Annotated in this window: 19 protein-coding genes; 3 read left to right on the top strand and 16 right to left on the bottom strand. The window is 63.2% G+C overall.

From position 1 onward, the window contains the following. Positions 1–13 precede the first annotated feature (13 nt). Both LUA85_RS06065 and LUA85_RS06060 read left to right on the top strand, forming a co-directional pair. Positions 14–1,024: a sterol desaturase family protein gene (locus LUA85_RS06065; protein ID WP_231467836.1), complete on the top strand. Its 1,011-nt coding sequence runs from the start codon at positions 14–16 to the stop codon at positions 1,022–1,024. 92 nt (positions 1,025–1,116) lie between these two features. Then, entirely contained in the window at positions 1,117–1,722 is a 606-nt protein-coding gene (locus LUA85_RS06060) for a hypothetical protein (protein ID WP_231467834.1), read from the top strand. A 12-nt stretch (positions 1,723–1,734) separates the two neighbouring features. On the opposite strand, the gene LUA85_RS06055 is transcribed toward LUA85_RS06060, so the two are convergent. From LUA85_RS06055 to LUA85_RS06045, 3 genes are all read right to left on the bottom strand, one after another. Then, positions 1,735–2,637: an ROK family protein gene (locus tag LUA85_RS06055; protein ID WP_231467832.1), complete on the bottom strand. Its 903-nt coding sequence runs from the start codon at positions 2,635–2,637 to the stop codon at positions 1,735–1,737. Further along, the gene (locus LUA85_RS06050) at positions 2,634–3,746 is read right to left on the bottom strand and encodes a glycoside hydrolase family 68 protein (protein ID WP_371823654.1); all 1,113 of its coding nucleotides are present in this window, start codon (positions 3,744–3,746) and stop codon (positions 2,634–2,636) included. Before LUA85_RS06050 ends, LUA85_RS06055 begins: the two co-directional genes overlap by 4 nt. 77 nt (positions 3,747–3,823) lie before the next feature. Beyond that, positions 3,824–6,286: a TonB-dependent siderophore receptor gene (locus LUA85_RS06045; RefSeq protein ID WP_231467830.1), complete on the bottom strand. Its 2,463-nt coding sequence runs from the start codon at positions 6,284–6,286 to the stop codon at positions 3,824–3,826. 151 nt (positions 6,287–6,437) lie between these two features. On the opposite strand from LUA85_RS06045, the gene LUA85_RS06040 reads away from it, so the two are divergent. After that, complete coding sequence (locus tag LUA85_RS06040) at positions 6,438–7,769, top strand: MFS transporter (RefSeq protein WP_231467828.1); 1,332 nt, start codon at positions 6,438–6,440, stop codon at positions 7,767–7,769. A 3-nt stretch (positions 7,770–7,772) separates the two neighbouring features. Here the strand turns inward: LUA85_RS06040 and LUA85_RS06035 are convergent, their stop codons facing one another. The 13 genes from LUA85_RS06035 to LUA85_RS05975 form a co-directional block, all read right to left on the bottom strand. After that, complete coding sequence (locus tag LUA85_RS06035) at positions 7,773–8,777, bottom strand: LacI family DNA-binding transcriptional regulator (RefSeq protein WP_231467826.1); 1,005 nt, start codon at positions 8,775–8,777, stop codon at positions 7,773–7,775. Positions 8,778–8,890: 113 nt separating this feature from the next. Continuing rightward, entirely contained in the window at positions 8,891–9,991 is a 1,101-nt protein-coding gene (locus LUA85_RS06030; protein ID WP_231467824.1) for a nucleoside hydrolase, read from the bottom strand. Between the two features lie 7 nt (positions 9,992–9,998). Then, a complete protein-coding gene (locus LUA85_RS06025) occupies positions 9,999–11,012 on the bottom strand; it encodes an adenosine deaminase (RefSeq protein WP_231467822.1) in 1,014 nt (337 codons plus the stop codon). Continuing rightward, entirely contained in the window at positions 11,009–12,310 is a 1,302-nt protein-coding gene (gene guaD, locus LUA85_RS06020; protein WP_231467820.1) for a guanine deaminase, read from the bottom strand. The genes LUA85_RS06025 and guaD overlap by 4 nt, the downstream gene beginning before the upstream one ends. Then, positions 12,307–13,248 (bottom strand): xanthine dehydrogenase accessory protein XdhC, encoded by a 942-nt coding sequence (xdhC, locus tag LUA85_RS06015; RefSeq protein WP_231467818.1) that lies wholly within the window; start codon positions 13,246–13,248, stop codon positions 12,307–12,309. Before xdhC ends, guaD begins: the two co-directional genes overlap by 4 nt. Beyond that, positions 13,245–15,554 (bottom strand): xanthine dehydrogenase molybdopterin binding subunit, encoded by a 2,310-nt coding sequence (gene xdhB, locus LUA85_RS06010; protein ID WP_231467816.1) that lies wholly within the window; start codon positions 15,552–15,554, stop codon positions 13,245–13,247. The genes xdhC and xdhB overlap by 4 nt, the downstream gene beginning before the upstream one ends. Beyond that, complete coding sequence (gene xdhA, locus LUA85_RS06005; protein ID WP_256448225.1) at positions 15,554–16,969, bottom strand: xanthine dehydrogenase small subunit; 1,416 nt, start codon at positions 16,967–16,969, stop codon at positions 15,554–15,556. The genes xdhB and xdhA overlap by 1 nt, the downstream gene beginning before the upstream one ends. A gap of 3 nt (positions 16,970–16,972) precedes the next feature. Beyond that, on the bottom strand, positions 16,973–17,314 hold the full coding sequence (gene uraH, locus LUA85_RS06000) for a hydroxyisourate hydrolase (RefSeq protein ID WP_231467814.1): 342 nt from the start codon (positions 17,312–17,314) through the stop codon (positions 16,973–16,975). Beyond that, a complete protein-coding gene (locus LUA85_RS05995; protein ID WP_231467812.1) occupies positions 17,311–18,510 on the bottom strand; it encodes a urate hydroxylase PuuD in 1,200 nt (399 codons plus the stop codon). Before LUA85_RS05995 ends, uraH begins: the two co-directional genes overlap by 4 nt. Continuing rightward, the gene (gene uraD, locus LUA85_RS05990) at positions 18,507–18,962 is read right to left on the bottom strand and encodes a 2-oxo-4-hydroxy-4-carboxy-5-ureidoimidazoline decarboxylase (RefSeq protein WP_231467810.1); all 456 of its coding nucleotides are present in this window, start codon (positions 18,960–18,962) and stop codon (positions 18,507–18,509) included. Before uraD ends, LUA85_RS05995 begins: the two co-directional genes overlap by 4 nt. Continuing rightward, positions 18,959–19,339 carry an oxalurate catabolism protein HpxZ gene (gene hpxZ, locus LUA85_RS05985; protein WP_231467808.1) on the bottom strand — a complete coding sequence of 127 codons (381 nt, stop codon included), beginning with the start codon at positions 19,337–19,339 and terminating at the stop codon, positions 18,959–18,961. The genes uraD and hpxZ overlap by 4 nt, the downstream gene beginning before the upstream one ends. Continuing rightward, positions 19,336–20,238 carry an allantoinase PuuE gene (puuE, locus tag LUA85_RS05980; protein WP_231467806.1) on the bottom strand — a complete coding sequence of 301 codons (903 nt, stop codon included), beginning with the start codon at positions 20,236–20,238 and terminating at the stop codon, positions 19,336–19,338. The genes hpxZ and puuE overlap by 4 nt, the downstream gene beginning before the upstream one ends. Next, complete coding sequence (locus LUA85_RS05975) at positions 20,235–21,419, bottom strand: alanine--glyoxylate aminotransferase family protein (protein ID WP_231471783.1); 1,185 nt, start codon at positions 21,417–21,419, stop codon at positions 20,235–20,237. Before LUA85_RS05975 ends, puuE begins: the two co-directional genes overlap by 4 nt. Between the last annotated feature and the right edge of the window lie 32 nt (positions 21,420–21,451).

Here is a 21,451-nt window from a genome sequence, read left to right as displayed (position 1 = left end):
CGAGAGCAGGCGTATGAGCGGAGTTCGCGTAGGCAAGCGCATCATCGGCGCGGATTCGCCGGTAACAGTGGGCTGGGAAAACCTGCCCAAGGTTGAAGGCGGGCCGTTCAAGCGGTTCTTCTTCACCTGGTTCCAGCCGGTCACGTTCTTCGCGCTGCTCGCCTTCTGGTACTATGCGCCCAATGACATCGCCAAGGCTTCCACCGCAATCGGCATCGGCATCGGCTTCAAACTGCTGCTGCTGGGTCTGGAATGGGTGAACCCGCGCCATCGCAGCTGGCAATTGACATGGAAGGAACTGGTCACCGACCTGTTCTATGTCGGGCTGGGTTACACGGTGCTGCGCATCGTCGATAACTACATCGGCGATGGCGCGATCATCGGGATGGTTCAGGAACAGTGGAACATGGACAAGCTGCGCTGGTTCACCGGGCTGCCACTGCTGGTTCAGGCACTGGCGATTTCGATGATCTTCGATTTCGGCCAATACTGGATGCATCGCGGGATGCACAACTGGTATCCGCTGTGGCTTACCCACGCGCCGCACCATTACATAACGCAGTTGAACATCAACAAGGGCGCTGTCGGCAACCCGGTTGAACTGTTCCTGATCGGTCTTGGCATCGGCGGCTTCTTCGATTTCCTGCCACGCGCCTTCCTTCTTGCCGGAACCTTCGGGCTGACCGTCAGCATTTACCAGCACATCAACGCGCGCTTCAACACGCCGAACTGGTGGCGTTTCCTGTTCAATACGACCGAGCACCACAGCGTCCATCATTCGCGCGATTACGAGGCGAGCCGCAGCAACTTTGCCGGCACGTGGATCATCTTCGACCGCATGTTCGGAACTTGCGTCGATGGTGAAGCCGAACTGCTGGGTATGGAAGGCGGCCGCCGCATGTCGATCCGCGAGACGATGCATTACCCGTTCACCGAAGCGTGGAAAACGATGAAGGCGAAGTTCGGCAAAGGCCGCCACGATGATGAAGGTTTCGGCCCCACCGATGCCGTACCGGCGGAATGATGGCTGGCCAGATGACAGGAAGCACCACAACATCGCCATTCGCCCTGCCCGCGCAGGCGCAGCCCTCCACCACGCTCCTACCCGGAAAAAACGTGAACCTGCGCCTCATCGACTGGATCTGGAATGTCAGGGGCAGCGTACCGCTCCCACCCGGCCAATCGAGCGAGGACGCGTTCGAACGGCTCGATCCGCTGTTCCACGAATACGGCACCACTCACGAACGGACGAGTGACACGCTGACCTTCACCAAGAAGGACCAGCCTGCGCAGGACAAGATGTCGGTATTCGACGCCGGAGTGCTGCAGATCGAACAGAACACGAGCGGGGCCGTGCTGCGCTACCGCATGTCCAGCCGCGCGCTGCTGTTCTGCTTTCTGGCGCCGTTGCTCTTCGTCGGCTTCGGACAGTTGAATATCGCCATTGGCAAGCTTGAAGGCCAGAAGACCGAAGCAGCGGACAAGGCGAAAAAGGACAAGAAGAAGGACGAAGTCCGCGAACTTCATCCGGTTGACAAGTTCCTTGGCGCGCCCGCGCCAGAAAAGCCCAAGAAGGACAAGGAAAAAGACAAGGAAGACAAGCATTCGCCAACATCGGCCTATGTCTTTGCAGGCCTGTTCGCGCTCCTCTATGGCGTGGGCCGCATCCTTGAAGACCGGTTGATCAAGGGCCGGTTTCGCAAATTGCTGAACGGTCAGTAAGGCCGGTTCCGGTCACGCGGAAGCGGCAAGCGCGCGTTGGCCCAGAACGACAGCACCCAATGGTCCTGCGTTCGCGCCAAGTCCGGGCGCGACGATCAGGCACTCCAGCGCCGCCGCGTTCAGATCGTCGATATAACCGTTCAGCAATTGCGCCGAACGCCGTGCGATCAGGCCAAGCAGCTTCGGGCGCGACTGGATCACCCCGCCACCCATGACCAGCCGCTCCGGCGAAACGGCAAGGATCAGCATCGCGCACCATTCGGCAAGGTCGGCGGCGACCACCTGCCACAAGGGATCGTCATCGGGTATGTCTGCCGCCGCGATCGGTGATCGCGCGGCAAGGGCGGGTCCGCCGACCAGCCCTTCAAGGCAGTCACCGTGGATCGGGCAGGCTCCGGCGAACATATCGCCGGGTTGCCGCCGGATACGCATGTGCCCGGCTTCGGGGTGCAAATGTCCGTGCACCGCCTCGCCATGCACCACCAGCCCCAGCCCGACGCCGGTACCGATTGTGGCATAGGCGTGAACTGCACAACCTTGCGATGCGCCCCACGTGCCCTCCGCCAGCGCCGCACCGGCAACGTCGGTATCGATGCCAACCGGAACGGCAAAGCGGCGCGCGAAATGGCCGAAGATGTCACACCCTGCCCAGCCCGGCTTGGGCGTGTTGCCCATGTGGCCGAAATTCGCTGCGGATCGATCCAGATGCAGCGGCCCGAAGCTGGCGATGCCGATAGCGGCGAACGGCGTCTCCCGCTGCCAATGTGCGAGCATGTCGGACATGGTGTGCAAGGTCTGCGGCGTGCCGGTCGGCCAACGCTCCTGCCGCAGGATCGTCTGGCCTTGCGCCAGCGTGGCGATGCACTTGGTTCCGCCAAATTCAAGGCCGACGATCAGAGGCTCTGCCGCGTTCATGCCAACCACACCCTGTCTCCGTCTATCGCAAGCCGCAGTTCGGGGGCAGGTGCGCCGCCGAAATGCCGCCGCGCCTGCCCGGCGTCCGCTGGCGGATCAGCCAGCCCGGTCATGTCAACGAAGCTTTGCACGGTAAGGTCCGGCAATACAAACCAGCTATAGGCCTGAAAAGGCGCTTGCGGCGGATTGGCAAAGACAAGGCCCGTGCCGTTGATGGGGCGCCATGGCCCGGCGAATTCCTCCGCTACCATGCCGTAAAGCCCATTCGGCCCCGCCGGGCCACCGTCCGCAAACACTTTGCGCTGGGTGGACCAGAACAGATAGTAGCGGCCCTGGTGGACGATGGCGTGGGGCCGTTCCAGCTCGTTGTTCACGCCATCGGCGGTGATCAGCGGTGGCAGGGCCTGCCATGTGCCATCGGCAGCGCGACGTGCCATGCCCACCGCGCCGTTCCAGAACGAGGCCGATTGCGCCAGCGAAGCGGCGAAGAAGACAAGGCATTCGCCATTGGCGGGATCGTGAAAAAACGCCGGGTCGCGGAAGGCCTTGATCGTGCCAATCGCCCCGCCGCCTTCCATATCGCGCACGTAAACCTCGCCATCAGGTTCGACCATCTCGACCGGCACAGACCACGGCGAAAACGCTATTTCGTTGTCTTCCACCGTCAATTTCGCGCGCGTTTCAAACAGGCGCTGACGGAAACTGAGCGTCTCTTCGCCCCGAACCCCCGCCGCCGTAAAATACAAGGTAACCTGCCCGTGATCGGCAGATACGATCGCCGAGCCGGACCATTCACGGCTGCCCGGCGAAAACCCGTCATCGAACAGCAGGCCAAGGTCGCGCCATCGCGCTCCCACGCGGTGCATCAGGCGCAACCGTGCCATGCCGTGCCGCGCTTCGGGATCGGCCATGGCGGGCGCGGACAGCAGGATGAACAGCGTTCCGCCCGCGATCACGGCTTGCGAACCATCCTCCTCCTGCACCGGCCAGTAGTCCCACAGATCAATACCGGGGATGAGCGGATCGGGCTTGTTGATCAGCGGCGCGCAAGCAACGGCCTGTTGACCGATGCCTGCAACGTGGATGGCGGTCCATGGGCTTGTCATCATCGGAAAATCCAAGGGCAATCAATGCATAGGCGCGGCCTCTCCCAGGCGTGACGATCGCCTGGGAGAGGCTGTGCGGATCAGAAGTCGAACCGGACCGATGCCGAGACCGTGCGCCCGTTGATCGAGCGCGCACGGACAATCCCGTTGGCGGGGATTGCGCCCTCTTCCGCTTCGGTGAAGCCCTTCACGTCAAACAGGTTGTTGGCATTGATCGAAACCTGCATGCGATCGGTCGGCTTGACCGTCAGGAACGCATTGACCTGGGTGTAGGCGGGCAGTTTCAGAAGGTTGCTGTCCTGCGCAAAGCTGCTCGACGTGCCGATCACGTTCGCCCCAATCGAGACGATGCCAACGTCATACTGCGGCGTTACCTGATAGAGAAACTTGGCCTGGCGGCGCGGACGCTTGCCCACCGCGCCGGGATTGAGCACGTCACTGACGATCTTCGCATCGGTATAAGTGCCGCCAGCCGTGATGCTGAACGCCCCGATGCGATAACCGCCTTCCAGTTCCAGACCATAAGCGCGATAATTGCGGCTGAAGAAGGTCTGCGTGGTCGCTTCGAAGTTCTGCTCTTCCGTCTTGGCATAGAATGCCGTGGCGTTCAGCGTTACGCCGCCATTGCGATACTTTACGCCGCCTTCCAACTGCTTGACGAAATCGACCGCTGCGCCGGTATCGGTCAGTTTACCAGTGGTGGTGTTCACAGCCGGGCCGAACAGCAGGCGATCGGCATTGGCGCGCGCGCCCCGGCTATAGCGGGCAAACACCGCGACATCATCGGCCAGACGGTAATTCACACCGAACGAATACGACAGGTAATCGTAGCTGTAATCGACCGGAGCGGTTGCCGCCGGGACCACCGAAACCTGCGTTTCGGGGACCGAGATCGTGCCATTGCCGTTCATGTCACGCGAAATGATGCCGACGCGTCCGCCGCCAAGGTCCGCCCCGGCAATCGTGCCCTTGGCACTGCCGAAGTCATAACGCAGGCTGCCGTCCAGCGTCAGTCTATCGGTGGCGAGGCTGAGCGATGCAAACGGGGCATTGGTATCGTAATCGACATCATAGCTGCGGCGGCAGCAATTGCCGAAGAACGTCGCGCCATATCCATAAGTGCCGCCCTGAGTCAGTGCCGTTCCCGCAGCATTCGTCAGGTCAACCAGCGCAGCATTGCCGCCGCCGGCCACTTCGAACAGGTGCGCGGTCCACAGCCAGTCGGTGTTGATCGTCTGGCGCGATTTGTAGAAGCCGCCCGTCAGGGTCACCTTGCCCATGCCCGTTTCGAAATCGCGGCTGACGCGGATGTCATTGGTGATGTTGTTCAGGCTGTTCAGCTTGACGTCGAACAGGACGATCTGCGCCAGATAGTTGCTGCCAGCAAATGCCTGCCCGGCCTTAGGGCCATTGGCATAGGTCAGCGTCGATCCTGCACCACCAAGAGCGGTGGCAATCGCCGATCCGGTATCGACCGAGGCCGGGAACGGCGAGGTAAAGCCACCCGAAATGTCCGAATAGCGGAAGCGTTCGGTCACGTTCCAGCCATCGCCGAGTTCGAACTGCGATTCCAGGCCCAGCGCATAGACCACCGGATGCTGACCATCGCGGATATCGCGGGTCACCGGATTGTTGTTGCCATCCAGCGTCACGTTATCGCGGAAATAGCGCGAATGCAGCGTGTCGCCATTGATGCTGAAGCCCGGCAGATCCTGATACTTGGGATCGGCGTTCGTGCCGGTGACGAGAACCGGATTGGGCAGGTAACCGATGGCCTTGTCGTTCAGGTATTTGCCGTAAAGACGGACATAGCCGCCATCGAATTCCTTGGTGACATTGGCCTTGATCTGGCCGCCCTTGTTGGCGTCGTAGCCTGCCTTGCGCGGACCTTCGCCCTGCCGGTAAAACCCGCCGACGTGGTAGCGCAGCGTATCGCTGATGCGGCCGCCGTAATCGAAGTCCAGCCGGTAATCGCGATAATCGATTCCGGCCGTCGCCTGCACCGCGCCGCCTTCGGTTTCGCCGGTTTTCGAGATCATGTTGATCACACCGCCGGGCGCGTTGGAGGCAAAAGTGGATGCCGAACCGCCTCGGACTGATTCAACGCGCCCGACATTGAAGTCAGAGCGCAGGAAGATGTCGGCATTGCCGAAGGTGATGTCGCCAAATTCCAGCACCGGCAGGCCATCTTCCTGCAATTGCAGGAACTTCGCCCCGCCCGATGCCACGGGCAAACCGCGCACGGAGATGTTGGCATTGCCCTCGCCGCCCGACGATTCAGACCGGATGCCTGGCAGGTTGCGGAAAATTTCAGCCACCGAACGCGGTGCCGCCTTGGCGATGTCGTCGCTGTTCAACGAACTGACGGTAACGCTGGTCGTCAGCCGGTTCTGGCCGCGCGCGACGGCCGTCACCACGATTTCCTCATCAGCGGGGGCTGCCGTCGGTGCATCGGCAGCCACTTCATCCTGCGCATGGGCTGCGCTACCCGCGAACATGGTTGCCGACGCCAGCAACAGCGCCTGGAATTGCTTTCTCATCATCTCACTCCCTCGCTGATTCGGTTCAGCTTGATACTCTGATGACGGCGTTTGCAATCGATTGCAACAATCGTTTGCAAACGATTGCGATTTTTTATAATGACAATCCCACAAAGGACGGCAACCGTCCGCCATTGCTGGAGAGGGCAAGGACATGAGCGACGCGATACCCCGTAAGCCACGGCTCTCGTTCGGCAGGATCGTCCAGATGAACCTGGGCTTCCTTGGCCTGCAGTTCAGCTTCGGATTGCAGCAAAGCAACATGGGACCGATCTATTCCTATCTTGGCGCCGACGAAGCATCCCTGCCCCTGCTGTGGCTTGCCGGACCGATGACCGGGCTGCTGATCCAGCCGATCATCGGCGCGATGAGCGATCGCACGGTCACCCGGTTCGGGCGCCGCACACCCTATTTCCTGATCGGCGCGGTGCTGTGCAGCCTGTGCCTGTTCGCCATGCCATACAGCCGGGCGCTGTGGATGGCGGCCAGCCTGCTGTGGGTGCTTGATGCGGCCAACAACGTGACGATGGAGCCGTACCGCGCCTACATCAGCGACCGGCTCGATCCCGCGCAACGCCCGCTCGGCTTCCTCACCCAAAGCGCGTTCACCGGCCTTGCGCAAACGCTGTCCTACCTTGCGCCATCGCTGCTGGTGTGGGGCGGACTGAATGCCGATGCGCTCGATCCTTCCGGCATTCCTGTCATCACGCGCATCGCCTTCATCGTTGGCGCGGTGCTTTCTCTATCGACCATCGTCTGGTCGGTGCTGCGTGTACCCGAACTGCCGCTGACCGCACAGGAAATTGCCGAAATGCAGGCAGAGCCGCTTTCGGCCCGCACAACCCTGCGCGATCTCAAGCATGCCATAGTGGAAATGCCCGCGCCGATGCGGCAACTTGCGGTCGCCATGCTGTTCCAGTGGTATGCGATGTTCTGCTACTGGCAGTTCATCGCCTTCGCCCTCGCCCGCTCGCTGTTCGGCACATCGGATGCCACCAGCGCGGGCTTCCGCCAGGCGGTTCTGGTCAATGGCCAGGTCGGCGCGTTCTACAATTTCATCGCGTTCATCGCCGCTTTCGCCATGGTGCCCATCGCCCGCAAGCTGGGCGCGCGCCCGGTCCACGCCTTCAGCGTCGCCGCATCCGGCCTTGCCATGCTGGCGCTGCCATGGTGCTCGACGCAGGCAAGGCTGTTCCTTCCGATGATCGGCATCGGGCTTGGCTGGGCCAGCATGATGGGCAACCCCTACACCATTCTGGCCAACAGCATTCCGCCCGCGCGCACCGGCATCTACATGGGCATCTTCAACATGTTCATCGTGATCCCGATGATGATCGAAAGCCTGACCATGCCGCTGATCTATCGTCCGCTGCTGGGCGGCGATCCGCGCAATGTGTTGACGCTGGCCGGCATACTTATGCTGGCGGCGGCAATGGCGACACTGGTGATCCGTGACAAGCCCGCGGTTCAGCCTGCCAGCACCTGAACGTCAGGCCGATGCGCGCCTGACAAGTTCGGGCGTCATGCACACCGAAGCCGCCTCTTCGCCCGCCAGCCGCTCGAACAGCAGATCGACCATCAGCGCGGCCCCACGCGTAACGTCCTGCCGGATCGTGGTCAGCGGCGGGCTGGTCTGCGCGGCAACCATCACGTCATCATAGCCGATGACCGCCACGTCATCGGGCACACGCACCCCGGCATCGCCCAGCGCCCGCAAGGCGCTCATCGCGATCACGTCCGATGCCGCCACGATGCCGTCGACAGGCGGATGCTCGCCCAGAAAGCCACGTATCGCGTCATAGGATGCCTGTGTGGTCAGGTGCGCCGGAAGCAGCAGCCCCTCGCCCAGTCCGGCCTGCGCCAGCGCCGCGCGAAATCCGGCATGGCGCGCCGAAAATTCGGGCACGTCGGGATTGCCGAAGAATGCGAGATGACGCCGACCTTGCGACAGCAGATGATCGGCCGCGATCCGCCCGCCCGCGACATTGTCCGAACCCACGGTCAATTGCGCGTATCCTTCCACCACCGCGCCCCATACCACCAGCGGCGCATAGCGCGCGGCAACCCGCTCGATCACGTCGATCTGGTCTGACTGGCCGATCAGCAGCACGCCATCGACCCGGCCACCATCGACGATCCGGTCCAGCCACTGCCCGTCTGTCGGGATAACGCGCGAAAGCAGGAGATCATAACCGCGATCGCTTAACGCATCGGCAAGCGGGCCGATCAGGCTCATGAAGAACGGATCGGACAGGTGCTGCTCCGTCTCGTGCCCCAGCGGCAGCACCACCCCGATTGCACCCGTGCGCCCCAGCCGCAGGTTCCGCGCCGCGCGATTGATCTGGTAGCCATGTTCGCGCGCCAGCGCCTCGATGCGTTCGCGCGTCGCCTTGGCGATCATCGAACTGCCCGACAACGATCGCGAAACGGTCGAAACCGATACTCCGGCGATCCGGGCAAGCTCAAGAAGGCTGGAGGCATTGGTCGGTTTCATGTTCGCGCGCTGGTTCCACAAATGCGTCGGCAGGGCTTTATGGCCTGCACATTGCAGTGCCAACAGCTATTACTCCAACCAGCCGCTTCTTGACGCCAACCGGCAAACATCTGTCAGCGTATTGATGAACTGCGTAAATTCCGCTCTATCGCCGCTTCCATGCGGGGCACGTCCACGGCAAGCACCATGTCTGCCTGCCCTTCGTCAAGACCGGGGCGATAAGCATCCTGCCAGGTCAGCATATCGCCATACGTCGCCCCGAACTGCACGTCGAAATCGTACCACAAGCGCTGCTGGCGCGTGACCAGTGTCGGATCGAGCCATATTGCGGCGGCAATTTCGTCCCACATTGGAAAACCCGGTTCCATCCTGCGGATCATCGCGGCAACCGGCGCGCGTGCCGCCTTTGCCAGCCGATCGATCAGCGCCGGGGAAAGCTGCGTCGCGGTTGAGGGATCGATCGGGACGATTGTCACCTTCGACCAGGGTGCATGGGCAAACATGCTCGCCGCTTCGGGATCGAAACGGATGTTGAATTCGCGGCGCGGCGAATTCATGAACTCGCGCGCGAATTGCGCGGCAGAGGGATTGTCGAGCACCTGCTGCGGATTGAGGCTGCCGCCCATCACGACAACTTCCTTCACCAGTGAAGCGAATTCAGGATCGAGGCGCTGCGCGAGCGCGAGATTGGTAAGCGGGCCACACGCCATGATCGTCACTTCGTGTGGATGGGCGCGCACCGTGCGGATCAGGAACAGGGCTGCCGCTTCGGGCATCGGCTTCAGTGCAGGATTGCCCCACGGCAGGTCCACCGGATCGAACGGCCCATGATAATCGGGCGTGGACTGGACCGTCGGCTCGGCCCATTGCTGCATGAACGCACCTTTCCACACCAGCTTGCCGTACAACGCTTCCCAGCGCTCGGTCCGCGCTTGCGAATTCAGGATCGGAAAGGTGGCCCCTTGCGCCACGGGCACTTTTACATGGCCGGTCAGTTCCACTCCACGCAGGGCCATGGCCGTTGCGCGATTGGCCCAGGTATTGCCTGAAACGGTGGTGATCCCCAGCACCTCCGCCCGCCCATCTTCCAGCAGCATCAGGTGCATCAGCGCAAAGCCTTCATCATCGATGATCACCTTGCGCCGCGGTTCTGCGGCATGGGCGCTGCCCAGCGTTGCAAGCAGCAGGGCGATGGCGGCGAGAAGTCGGCGCATGGTGCTCCTATGAACCGGCAAGATAGGCATCGATGGACGCAAGGTGCCGGGCAATGGTTTCGGGCGGCAGGAACGATCCGGTGAAGCTGTTGCGCGCCAAAGTGGCAAGGACGTCCTGCGAAAGGCCGCGCGCGGCGGCAATGGCGCGATAATTGTCGGCAACATAGCCGCCGAAATAGGCCGGATCGTCGGAATTGACGGTCGCCTTGAGACCTTGCGCCAGCATCCGGTCAATCGGGTGATCGGCCAGATCGCCCACAACGCACAGCTTGAGGTTCGACAAGGGGCAGACCGTCAGCGTCATGCCCTCGCGCGCCAGTCGTTCGACCAGCACCGGATCTTCCAGCGCGCGATTGCCGTGATCGATGCGGTCCACGTGCAGCAGATCAAGCGCTTCATGAACATATTCCGGCGGGCCTTCCTCACCGGCATGCGCAACCAGTTTCAGGCCCTTTGCGCGCGCCGCCGCATAAACCCGCGCAAACTTCGATGGCGGGTGCCCTACCTCGCTGGAATCAAGCCCCACCGCCGCGATGGTGCCAAGCCACGGTTCGGCCATGGCCAGCGTTTCGAAAGCCGCCTGTTCGGAAAGATGGCGCAGGAAGCACATGATCAATGCGCACGTCATCCCGTGCTTCGTCTCGGCCCCGGCCATGGCGGACAACAGGCCCCGGATCACCGTGTCGAAAGCAACACCGCGGTCTGTGTGTGTCTGCGGATCGAACATGATCTCGGCATGAATCACGCCGTCTGCCGCAGCCCGGTCGAAATAGGCCATGGCCAGATCATGGAAATCCGCCTCGGTCACCAGTACGCTGGCCCCGGCATAGTAGATGTCGAGAAAGTCCTGGAGGTTGGAGAACGCGTATGCTGCGCGGACGTCCTCGACGCTGGTGTAGGGAATCGAAACGCCGTTGCGTTTGGCCAGCGCGAACATCAGTTCGGGTTCAAGGCTACCCTCGATATGCAGGTGGAGTTCAGCCTTGGGCAGGCGGGCGATAAAGCTGTCGAGATCGGTCATGCCACGCACCCTAGCGCATCGCGATCCCAGGCGCAGCGCCCCAATACGTATGTGCGGCGCACCGCGCGGTCATCACCCAGCACCTGCAAGGCAAACAGGCGCTCGTCCAGCGTGGCCCTGGCGGTGCGGCGCGCCATCAGCGGCGTCGCCTTGTCATCGAGCACCACGAAATCGGCCTCCTGCCCTTCGACCAGCATCCCCACGTCCTTGTCGATGTGCAACAGCCGCGCCGACCCGCCCGTTGCCAGCCAGAGCGCGCGGAACGGATCGAGCCGGTAGCCCTTGAACAGCCCGGCCTGATAGGCAACGCCCGCATTGTGGAGCAAGGAGAGCGAAGTTCCCGCGCCGATGTCTGACCCCAGCCCGATCCGCACACCATGGCGCTGGGCTTGCGCGAAATCGAACATGCCCGAACCCAGGAACAGGTTGGAACTGGGGCACACCGCCACGCCTGCCCCGGCTTCGGCCAGACGCGCGCAAGACCGATCGGGCAGATGGATGCCATGGGCAAAGACTGACCGCTGCGTCACCAGTCCGAACCCGTCATAGACGTCAAGATAATCTGCTGCTTGTGTGAACCGCGCGGCAACTTCGGAAATTTCCCGCGTGTTTTCTGCAAGATGCGTGTGAAGCAGAACGCCGGGATGATCCGCCAGCAATTTGCCCGCTCCTGCCAACTGCGCATCGCTGGAGGTCAGGGCGAAACGCGGCGTTACTGCATATGTCAGCCGCCCGCGTCCGTGCCAGCGCCGGATAAGGACTTCGCTTTCGGCAACACCACTTGCCGGCGTGTCCTTCAAGCCTTCCGGTCCGAGGTCCATCAGCACCTTGCCGCAGGCCATGCGCAATTCCCGCGCCTCGGCGGCGGCAAAGAAAGCATCGACAGATGCGGCATGGACCGTTCCGAACACAAGCGCGCTGGTGGTTCCGTGGCGCAGCAGTTCGTCAAGGAAAGCCTCGGCCACCGCTGATGCATGGGCCGGATCGGCAAAGGCCTGTTCCGCCGGAAAGATGTGCCGCTCCAGCCAATCGAGCAACTGTTCGCCATGGCTGGCAATGCGGTCAAGCTGGGGATAGTGGACGTGCGCGTCGATGAAGCCGGGGACGATCAATCCTTCGAGCGCCTCCACTTCCAGACCGGGGAAGCGGGCCACAAGGTCTGCGTAAGGCCCGCGCGCGACAATGCGCCCGTCCTCGACAACCAGAAGCCCGTCAGCATCGTGGCGCAACGCATCGGGGGCTTCGGCGGGATCGTGGCTGAGGCTGAGGATTTCGCCCCTGAAGCCTTGCATGGTCATGCCGCCACAGCCTGCATCTGCGCCGCGCGGGGCAATTGCAGCAATTGCGCCAGCACGGCAACCGCGATCACGTCCGGCTCCTTGCCGACCACGCCCGGCAGTCCGATCGGGCAAGTCAACCGCGCGCGTACCTCGGCAGAAATCCCTTCGCGCTCAAGCCGCGAAAGAAACCGCGCCCGTTTGGTCTGCGATCCGATCAGGCCGGTGAACGCCAGCGGCGGGCGCGAAAGGGCTGCCAGTGTCAGCCGGTAGTCCAGACCATGATCGTGCGTCAGGATCACCACGGCGGCATCGTCCGGCGCTTCGCCCACGCACTGCTCGATCCCGCTTTCGGGCACCACCGCCACGCCCTCGATGGTCTCGAACACCGGGCGCGTATCGAACCACGCCAGCCGCAGCGGCAGACCGCCAATGTGGCGCGCGATAGCCTGCCCGACATGGCCCGCGCCGAACAGGTAAAGCGGACGCCGCCAGCACCCGATCACTTCGGCCAGGCGGGTGCCCTCGCGCGGGCGGTCACCCCGCGCCGAAACCTGTATGGCCGGCCCGTCGCTCACATGCCGCTGGATCGCACCGGGCCGCAACTGGCTGACAAGTACGCGCCCGTCCGCCGCATCGGCCAGCCAGCCCAGCGCCGCCGGATCGACATGCTCCACCAGTAATCGCACACGCCCACCGCAGCACTGGCCGAGCAGCGGCCCCAGCGGATAGTCCTGCACACGCCATGCTCCCGGCGGGTGGTCCAGCACGGCCCTCGCCTGCTCCACAGCGCGAAATTCCAGCGCGCCGCCGCCGATGGTGCCGCATTCGCCCTGTGCCGTCACCAGCATTCGCGTACCCGGACCGCGCGGTGCAGAACCTTCGGTCGCCAGTACGCTGATCATGGCCACCGGTTCATGCGCGGGCAAGGCGCGAAGGTATTCGATCCAGTCCATCATGCCGCCCGATGCGCAGCAACCGCGCGCAGCACCGCCTCTGGCGTGGCAGGCGCATCGAGCGGCGGCAATTCGCGCTTTTCCGGGTTGGCCGCCGCAATCGCAGCACTGATCGCGCAGAACACCGAATTGGCCAGCATCAGCGGTGGTTCGCCTACCGCCTTTGACCGATGGATCGTCGGCTTGGCGTTTTCCCCGTCCCACAGATCGATGCGCAAGCGCTTGGGACGGTCCGAAGCAGTGGGAATCTTGTAGGTTGCAGGTGAATGGTTGAGCAGGCGGCCTTTCCCGTCCCATTCGACCACTTCGGTCGTCAACCAGCCCTGTCCTTGCACGAACCCACCCTCGATCTGCCCACGATCGATAGCCGGATTCAGCGAACGCCCGACATCGTGGAGGATATCGACGGCCAGCACCTTGTGCTCTCCGGTCAGCAGATCGACCACCACTTCGGAAACCGCCGCGCCATAAGCGAAGTAGTAGAACGGACGCCCTTTGTGCGATGGACGGTCGTACGCGATATCGGGCGTGGCGTAAAAGCCGGTGGAGGACAGGGAAATCCGCCCAAGATGCGCCTTGCGCGCAGCCTCCGCAAAGGTCAGCCGCGCTTCACCGACGATCACCCCCGCGGGTGTGAAAAGCACATCCTGTGCCGCACACCCGAAGGCCCCGCCCAGAAAGGCCGCCATTCTTTCGCGGATCGCCATCGCCGCGTTATGGGCCGCCATGCCGTTGAGGTCGGCACCGGACGACGCCGCCGTGGCCGAAGTGTTGGGCACCTTGTCCGTCCGCGTTGCGGTAATCCGCACCTGAGAGACCGGCACCGCAAAGGCATCTGCCACGATCTGCGCCACCTTGATGTAAAGCCCCTGCCCCATCTCGGTCCCGCCGTGGTTCACCTGGATAGACCCATCGGCATAGACATGGACCAGCGCGCCTGCCTGATTGAGGTGCGTGGTGGTGAAGCTGATCCCGAACTTGACGGGGGTGAGCGCAAGGCCCTTCTTGAGCACGGGACTGCCCGAATTGAACGCTGCAATCGCCTTGCATCGCGCATCATAGCTGGACGTTTCCCGAAGCCGCGCAACAAGTTGCGGGGCAATGTTATCCTCCAGCCTCATGCCATAGGGGGTGACATCGCGGCCTTTTCCATAGAGATTGCATTCGCGCACCTCCAACGGATCGAGACCCAGCCGCGCAGCGATGTGATCGCATATCCGCTCGATCGCCAGCATTCCCTGCGGCCCGCCAAAGCCGCGGAACGCCGTCGCGGAAACGGTGTTCGTTTTCAGCCGCTCCGACACGATCTCCACATCGGGCAGAAAATAGCAGTTGTCGGCATGGAACATCGTACGGTCATTGATGCCGGGCGAGAGATCCATCGTTGCCCCGCAGCGCCCGCCGAAGCGCAGCTTCACTGCCTTCATTCGCCCGGCGTCATCATGGCCGACCTCGTAATCCACATCGAAATCGTGGCGCTTGCCCGTCGTGATCATGTCATCGTCGCGGTCGCAGCGGAACTTGGCCGGACGCCCGGTGTGGTGCACCACCAGCGCGGCAGCGGCGGCGAAGAGCGCGGCCTGGCTTTCCTTGCCACCAAAGGCCCCGCCCATGCGCCGCACCTCCACGGTCACGTCCGCGCCCGGCTTTTTCAGCAGCAACGCGACAAGGTGCTGCACTTCGCTGGGGTGCTGGCTGGATGAAACGACATGGATTTGCCCATCCTCGCCCGGTCGCGCATGGGCAACCTGCCCTTCGAGATAGAAGTGATCCTGCGCGCCGATCTTCAGCTTTCCAGACAAGCGATGCGGCGCGGTGGCCAGCGCGGCGTCCGCATCGCCCTGCACCATGCGCTGGTCGGCCTCGATCCGCGATCCTGCTGCCCGTGCCTGCTCCACGGTGATCGCAGGCTCCAGCGGTTCGTAATCGATCCGCCCCAGGCGCGCAGCCTTGCGCGCCGCAATCCGGCTCTCTGCCGCCACCAGAAAAACCGGCTGACCGTGACTTACCACTTCGCCATCGGCCAGCACCCGGTCATCGTGCGCGATCGGACCGACGTTGTTTTCGCCCGGAATGTCGGCTGCGGTATAGACCGCCACCACACCCGGAAATGCGCGTACGGCAGAGAGGTCCATGCCCGTTATCCGCGCCCGCGCCTCGCTGGAAAGCCCGAAGGCAAGGTGCAGCATCCCCACCGGTTCCGGCTCGTCATCGACATAGCGGGCAGCACCCGCCACATGCAAATGCGCGCTGTCATGCGGATGTGATGGCTTGACTGCTGTCGGCCAGAGCGGATCGGCATCAGCCATCAACACGCCTCCACGTTCAGCACGGAAACTGCAACGCCCTGCGCGCGATACCACAGCCGCCACAGCAGCGCAGCCGCCGCCTCGATACGATAGGTGGCCATTCCGCGCACATCGGTGAATGGCTGATAATCCCCCCGCAGCGCATCCGCCGCTGCCGCAACCGTCGTTTCGTCAAACGACCGCCCCACCAGCGCTGCCTCGCAGGCGACCGCCCGCCGGGGTGTTGCCGCCATCCCCCCAAACGCCACACGCGCGGCAGTGATCGTCCCCTGCTCGACCGTCAGCGCAAAAGCGCCCAGCACAGCGGATATATCGCTGTCGAACCGGCGCGACAGCTTCGAGGTGTGTACCACCGCGTCCGCTGCAGGGCGCGGGACGAACACGCTTTCGACGAATTCGCCCGGCGCCCGGTTCTGCTTGCCATAATCGATGAAGTAGTTCTCCAGCGGCATCGTCCGGCGACCCTCGGCAGAACGCAAGGTCAGTTGCGCCCCCAGCGCAATCAGCGCAGGCGGCCCGTCACCAATGGGTGAGCCATTGGCGATATTGCCGCAAACCGTGCCGGAATTGCGCACCTGCAACCCGCCGATGCGCCGCACCAGTTCACCAAGATCGGGGTGAAGCCTCGCCATCGCCTGATGCACCTCGGCATAGCGCACACCGGCGCCAATCCGCAGGCCCTCTGCTGTCTCCTCGATCGTCTTGAGATCGGCCACGTCCCCGATGAACACCACCGTTTCCAGATCGCGCAGTCCCTTGGTCACCCACAGGCCCACATCGGTTGCCCCGGCCACGATCCGCGCTTCGGGATGCTTGGCCAGAATAGCCGCGAGTGATTGGGAGGAACGCGGTGCAAACCACTGCCTCCCCTCAAAAGGACCACTGGCATCTCCCGCCAGACCGACCAGCGCATCAACCAGCGCGGCATCATCCTGCACGATCCGCGCAACCGTTTCCCCGGCCTCAAGGATCGGCCCATAGCCGGTGCAGCGGCACAAGTTACCGGCAATCACATCGGCAACCGGCAAATCGCTGCCCAGCGCGCCGATGGCACGGCCATGCAAGGACATCACGAAGCCCGGCGTGCAGAACCCGCACTGCGAACTGCCATTGGCCGCCATGCAGGCTTGCAAGGGATTGAGCATCCCAGCCTGCCCAAGGCTCTCCACCGTCATCACCGCCTTGCCATGGACCATAGGCAGGAATGCGATGCAGGCGTTCACCGCCCGCCACCGCACACCGCCATCGGCAAGTTCACCCACCAGCACGGTGCAGGCTCCGCAATCGCCCTCGGCACAGCCTTCCTTGGTGCCCGTCCGTCGCAACGGCCCGCGCAGGTAATCGAGCAGAGTTCCCGTGGGATCGCACGGGGCGATTTCCACCAAATCGCCATCCAGCAGAAAACGCACCGCCATGGATCAGCTTCCCCGGTAGGTCGAATAGGAGAAAGGCGAGACCAGCAGCGGCACGTGGTAGTGCCCTTCATCTGCCAGGCCGAAGTTTATCCGAACTTCGTCGAGAAACGGCGGATCAGGCAGCGCTACGCCCATGCCGCGGAAATAGTCCGCCACGGCAAAGACCAGCGCATACTGCCCCGGCGCAAGTTCCGGCACGGCCGCACTCAGACCCGGACAACGTCCATCCCCATTGGTTTCGCCCGTGAAAAGCGCCGTCTCGGTACTGTTCTCCAGCCTGACTTTCACCTCGCTTGCCGGCAAGCCATGCATGGTATCGAGCACATGGGTAGAAAGCGTGGTCATTGCGGTGCTCCTGCGGCGATCCACCGGCCCAGCGCGTCGCGCTCGGCGCGGGTCATGCCGGTCATGTTCCCCAGCGGCATGATCTCCGCGTCGACCGCCACCTTCTTCACACGCCCGGCTGCGGCGCGGCTGTGGTCATAGGTATCGACCATGACGCCCAGTGGTGGCGCGGCAAACGCTTCGCTGGTTGGCTTTGCCGCATGACAACTGGTGCAATGCTTCACGAAAATCGGCTCCACGCTGGCCCATGTTTCGGCGGCGGAGCCAGCCGCCACACTTTCCACCTCAACGGGAAGTGTGGCCTTCTCCATCGAGACATAAGTCACACTCACCAGCGCCATCGCCCCGGCCACCGCCATGGCTCGCCCGGTCGGCGCACCGCGATGGCGCAAGTTGAACACATGGCGCACCGCCACCCCGGTCAATCCCAATAGCGCCAGCACCAGCCACGGTCGCGCCGCACCAAACGTCATGGCGTAGTGATGGCTGATCATGATGAACAGCACCGGCAGCGTCATGTAATTGTTGTGCAAGGACCTTTGCTTGCCCGCCTTGCCCAGCGCCGGATCGGGAGCTTCGCCGCGCATCAGTTGCGCCACGGCCTTGCGCTGGTTGGGTATGATCACGAAGAACACGTTGGCGACCATGACCGTACCGATCATCGCGCCGACATGGATGAAGGCGCCGCGCGCGTTGAACACATGGTTCAGGAACCATGCGGCGAAGGTCAGGAAGGCAAACCACACCACGCCCAGCGCGCGATCATTCCGGCCCAGGGGCGAACGACACGCAAGATCATAGAACATCCAGCCCACGAACAGCGCGCCAATGCCAATCGCGATGGCATCGGTCTGGCTCATCCGTGCCTTGGCCGGATCGATCAGGAAACTTTCCGCGCCGACCCAGTAGATCAGCACCAGCAGCGAAAAGCCGGTGATCCAGGTAGTATAGGCTTCCCATTTGAACCAGTGCAGGTCCTCCGGCATCCTGGCCGGGGCCACCGCATACTTCTGCTTGTGATAGAACCCGCCGCCGTGGACCGACCACACTTCACCCGTGGCGTCACCCTCCTTGGGCGGCACCAGATGGTTGTCCAGCCAAACGAAGTAGAACGACGATCCGATCCACGCGATGCCCGCCGTCAGATGAAACCAGCGGATCGCCAGGTTGAGCCATTCGCCCCAATCTATCGTCATTGGGGGTCCTCCCAGCCCATGTCTCTCAGACGAAGCCGGACGATTTCACCGATCTGCGCGATGGCAGTCGCTATCTCGGTTTCGCGGTCGTTGCCCAGCCGCGCTTCCATCGCGCGCAGAATCCCCGCCTTGTCGGTCAGCCTCACGCAAATGATGAAGGGGAAGCCGAAGCGTGTCCGGTATTCCGCGTTAAGTGCATGGAACCGTGCAAACTCCTCTTCGCTCAGCCGGTCCAGCCCGGCGCTCGCCTGCTCCGCTGCTGAAGCATCGGTCAACGTGCGGTCGATGGCAGCCTTGCCGGCAAGTTCCGGGTGCGCGCGGATCAGCGCGAGTTGCTCCTCAGGCGTCGCTTCAAGCACCACCGCCATAAGATCGGCATGGCGATCGCCGCTGGATCCTCGCGCGCCAGCGCGCGCTTCCACCCATGGGCTGTGCTCGAACAGCGCGGTCATGATGTGCTTCCCTCAAGGCTGACATGGGCAGAGACCACCTTCCAGCCATCGGCAAACCTTACCCACGCCTGGCTCTGCCGCCCGCGCCGATCGGAACCGTCACGGAAGAATTCGGCGTCGGCCGTGGCAAATCCATCGCCATAAACCGTGATCGCCACGTGCCCCAACCGTCGCTGCGGTGATCCCCCGCGCCCCTTGCGAAACGCCCGGATGGCATCCATCCCCCACAGCACTTCACCCACGCCGAAACGGTTTGTCGTCGGCGCATCATGAAACAGGGCGTCCATTGCGGGCAGGTCGTCCGCCATCAGCGCACGCTCATATGCGTGGAAAGCGGCGGTCACTTCGGCCAGAAGCACGGGATCATCGATGGTCACGCAACCCCTCCCGCAAAGGGATACTGCGCCAACCAGTGCCGTGCGATGTCGATCCGCCGCGCGATCCACGCATCGCCGCTGTCGATCACATGGTCCAGAAACCGGGCCACGGCCTGCGCGCGCGCAGGCCTTCCGGCAATGCGCCCGTGCAAACCGATAGACATCATTCGCCCGCCCTCTTCGCGCAATTGCTCGAAAGTATCACGCAAGTACCTGAAAAACTGCTCGCCCTCGGTAAAACCGTTAAGCGCCACCATCTTCATGTCGTTGGCGTCGAGCGAATAGGGGACGATCAGTTGCGGCTTGCCATGGCGCGTGTCCCAATAGGGCAGGTCGTCGGCATAACTGTCGGCGTCATATAGGAAGCCCCCTTCCTCAACTACCAGCCGCGCGGTGTTGGGAGAGGTGCGACCCTGATACCAGCCCAGCGGACGCGCACCTGTGAGCTTTGTGTGCAATTCGATGGCCCGCGCAACATGTTCGCGCTCCACCGCTTCGGGCACGTATTGGTAATCGATCCAGCGATAGCCGTGCGTGGCAATCTCCCAGTCAGCCTTCAGCATGGCGTCGACCGCAGCCGGGTTCATTTCCATCGCCACCGCCACGCCGAACACCGTCACAGGTACGCTGCGTGTGGTGAACAGGCGATGCAGCCGCCAAAACCCGGCGCGGCTGCCGTATTCGTACAGGCCCTCCATCGCCATGGCCCGCGCGGGATGAGAGGCCGCCCCCACCATCTCGGAAAGAAACGCTTCCGATCCCTTGTCGCCATTCAGCACGGAATTTTCCGCGCCCTCTTCGTAATTTATCACAAACTGCACGGCAACCCGCGCTCCGCCAGGCCACTGCGCAGCCGGAGGCGTGGCGCCATAGCCAACCAGATCGCGCCCTATCGTCATGCCGCCTCCCACGCCGCCAGTGCCGCAGGCACCGCCACGCCCAGCGGCACGGGGTGGCCCGCAGCCTTGAGGCAAGCCTCCAGCGCGCCCAGCGTCAGCAGCACCTTGTGCTTCATTGCGTTGTAGCCCATCGCGCCCAGCCGCCAGATCTTGCCGACGAGCGGGCCGAAAGCCGTGCCGATCTCGATCTCGAAGTGATCGCGCATCATCGCGCGGATCGCCTCGCCATCCACGCCCGCTGGAATGTAAACCCCGGTCACGTTGGTCATGCGGTGGGCATCGTCGCCGAACACGGTCAGCCCCATCGCGCGCAGTCCCGCCGCCATCGCCGCACCGGCCTTGCGGTGTCGCGCGAACCGCGCTTCCAGCCCCTCGCCCAGCGCCACGCGGGCGCATTCGCGCGCGGCATAGAGCATGGATGTCGCTTCGGTGTGGTGGTTGAGCCGCTTGTCGGACCAGTAGTCCATGATCATCGCAAGATCGAAATAGTTGGACGGAATGCGCGGGCCTTTGCCATCGGCAATATCATCGCGCCTGATGCCCTGCTCCACATGCCGCCGCGCGAAAATGCGCTGCGCCGCGCGGTCCGATATGGTGATGGGAGCCGATCCCGAAGGCCCGCCAAGGCACTTCTGCAAGCCGCCGGTCACCACGTCCACACCCCAGCGATCCGCCGCAATCTCCATGCCGCCCAGCGTCGCCGTGGCATCCACATAGGCATAGGCGCCTGCCGCCCTGCACAACGCGCCCAGGCCTTCCAGCGGCTGCGCCATCGTGGTCGATGTATCACCGTGGACAGTGGCGACCACGCGCGGGCCATGGCGCACAATCGCCTCGGCAATCGCCTCGATCGACACGACTTCTCCCCAAGGCGCGCTCACCTGTTCGACGTTGGCCCCGATGCGTGAGAGGATTTCGGTCAGCAGCAGGCCAAAGCGCCCGAAATTCACCACCAGCACCGTATCGCCGGGTTCAACAAGGCTCACCAGCGAAGCCTCGATCGCGGCGCGCGCGGTGCCGTCAATCAACATGGTCCACTGGTTTTGCGTACCGAATACCGGGCGGTACAGCGCCATGACCTGGTTCATGAACCCGGTCATTTCCGGGTCGAACTGCCCCAGCAGATCCGCCGCCATCGCGCGCAGAACGCGCGGGTGGGCATTGACCGGCCCCGGTCCCATCAGCAGCCGCTGCGGGGGGTCTATCTCGCCGA

The organism is Novosphingobium sp. CECT 9465, from assembly GCF_920987055.1.
GTDB lineage: Bacteria > Pseudomonadota > Alphaproteobacteria > Sphingomonadales > Sphingomonadaceae > Novosphingobium.
The sequence above is the reverse complement of the archived record's forward strand: the minus strand, read 5'-3'. Positions and strand labels throughout refer to the sequence as shown.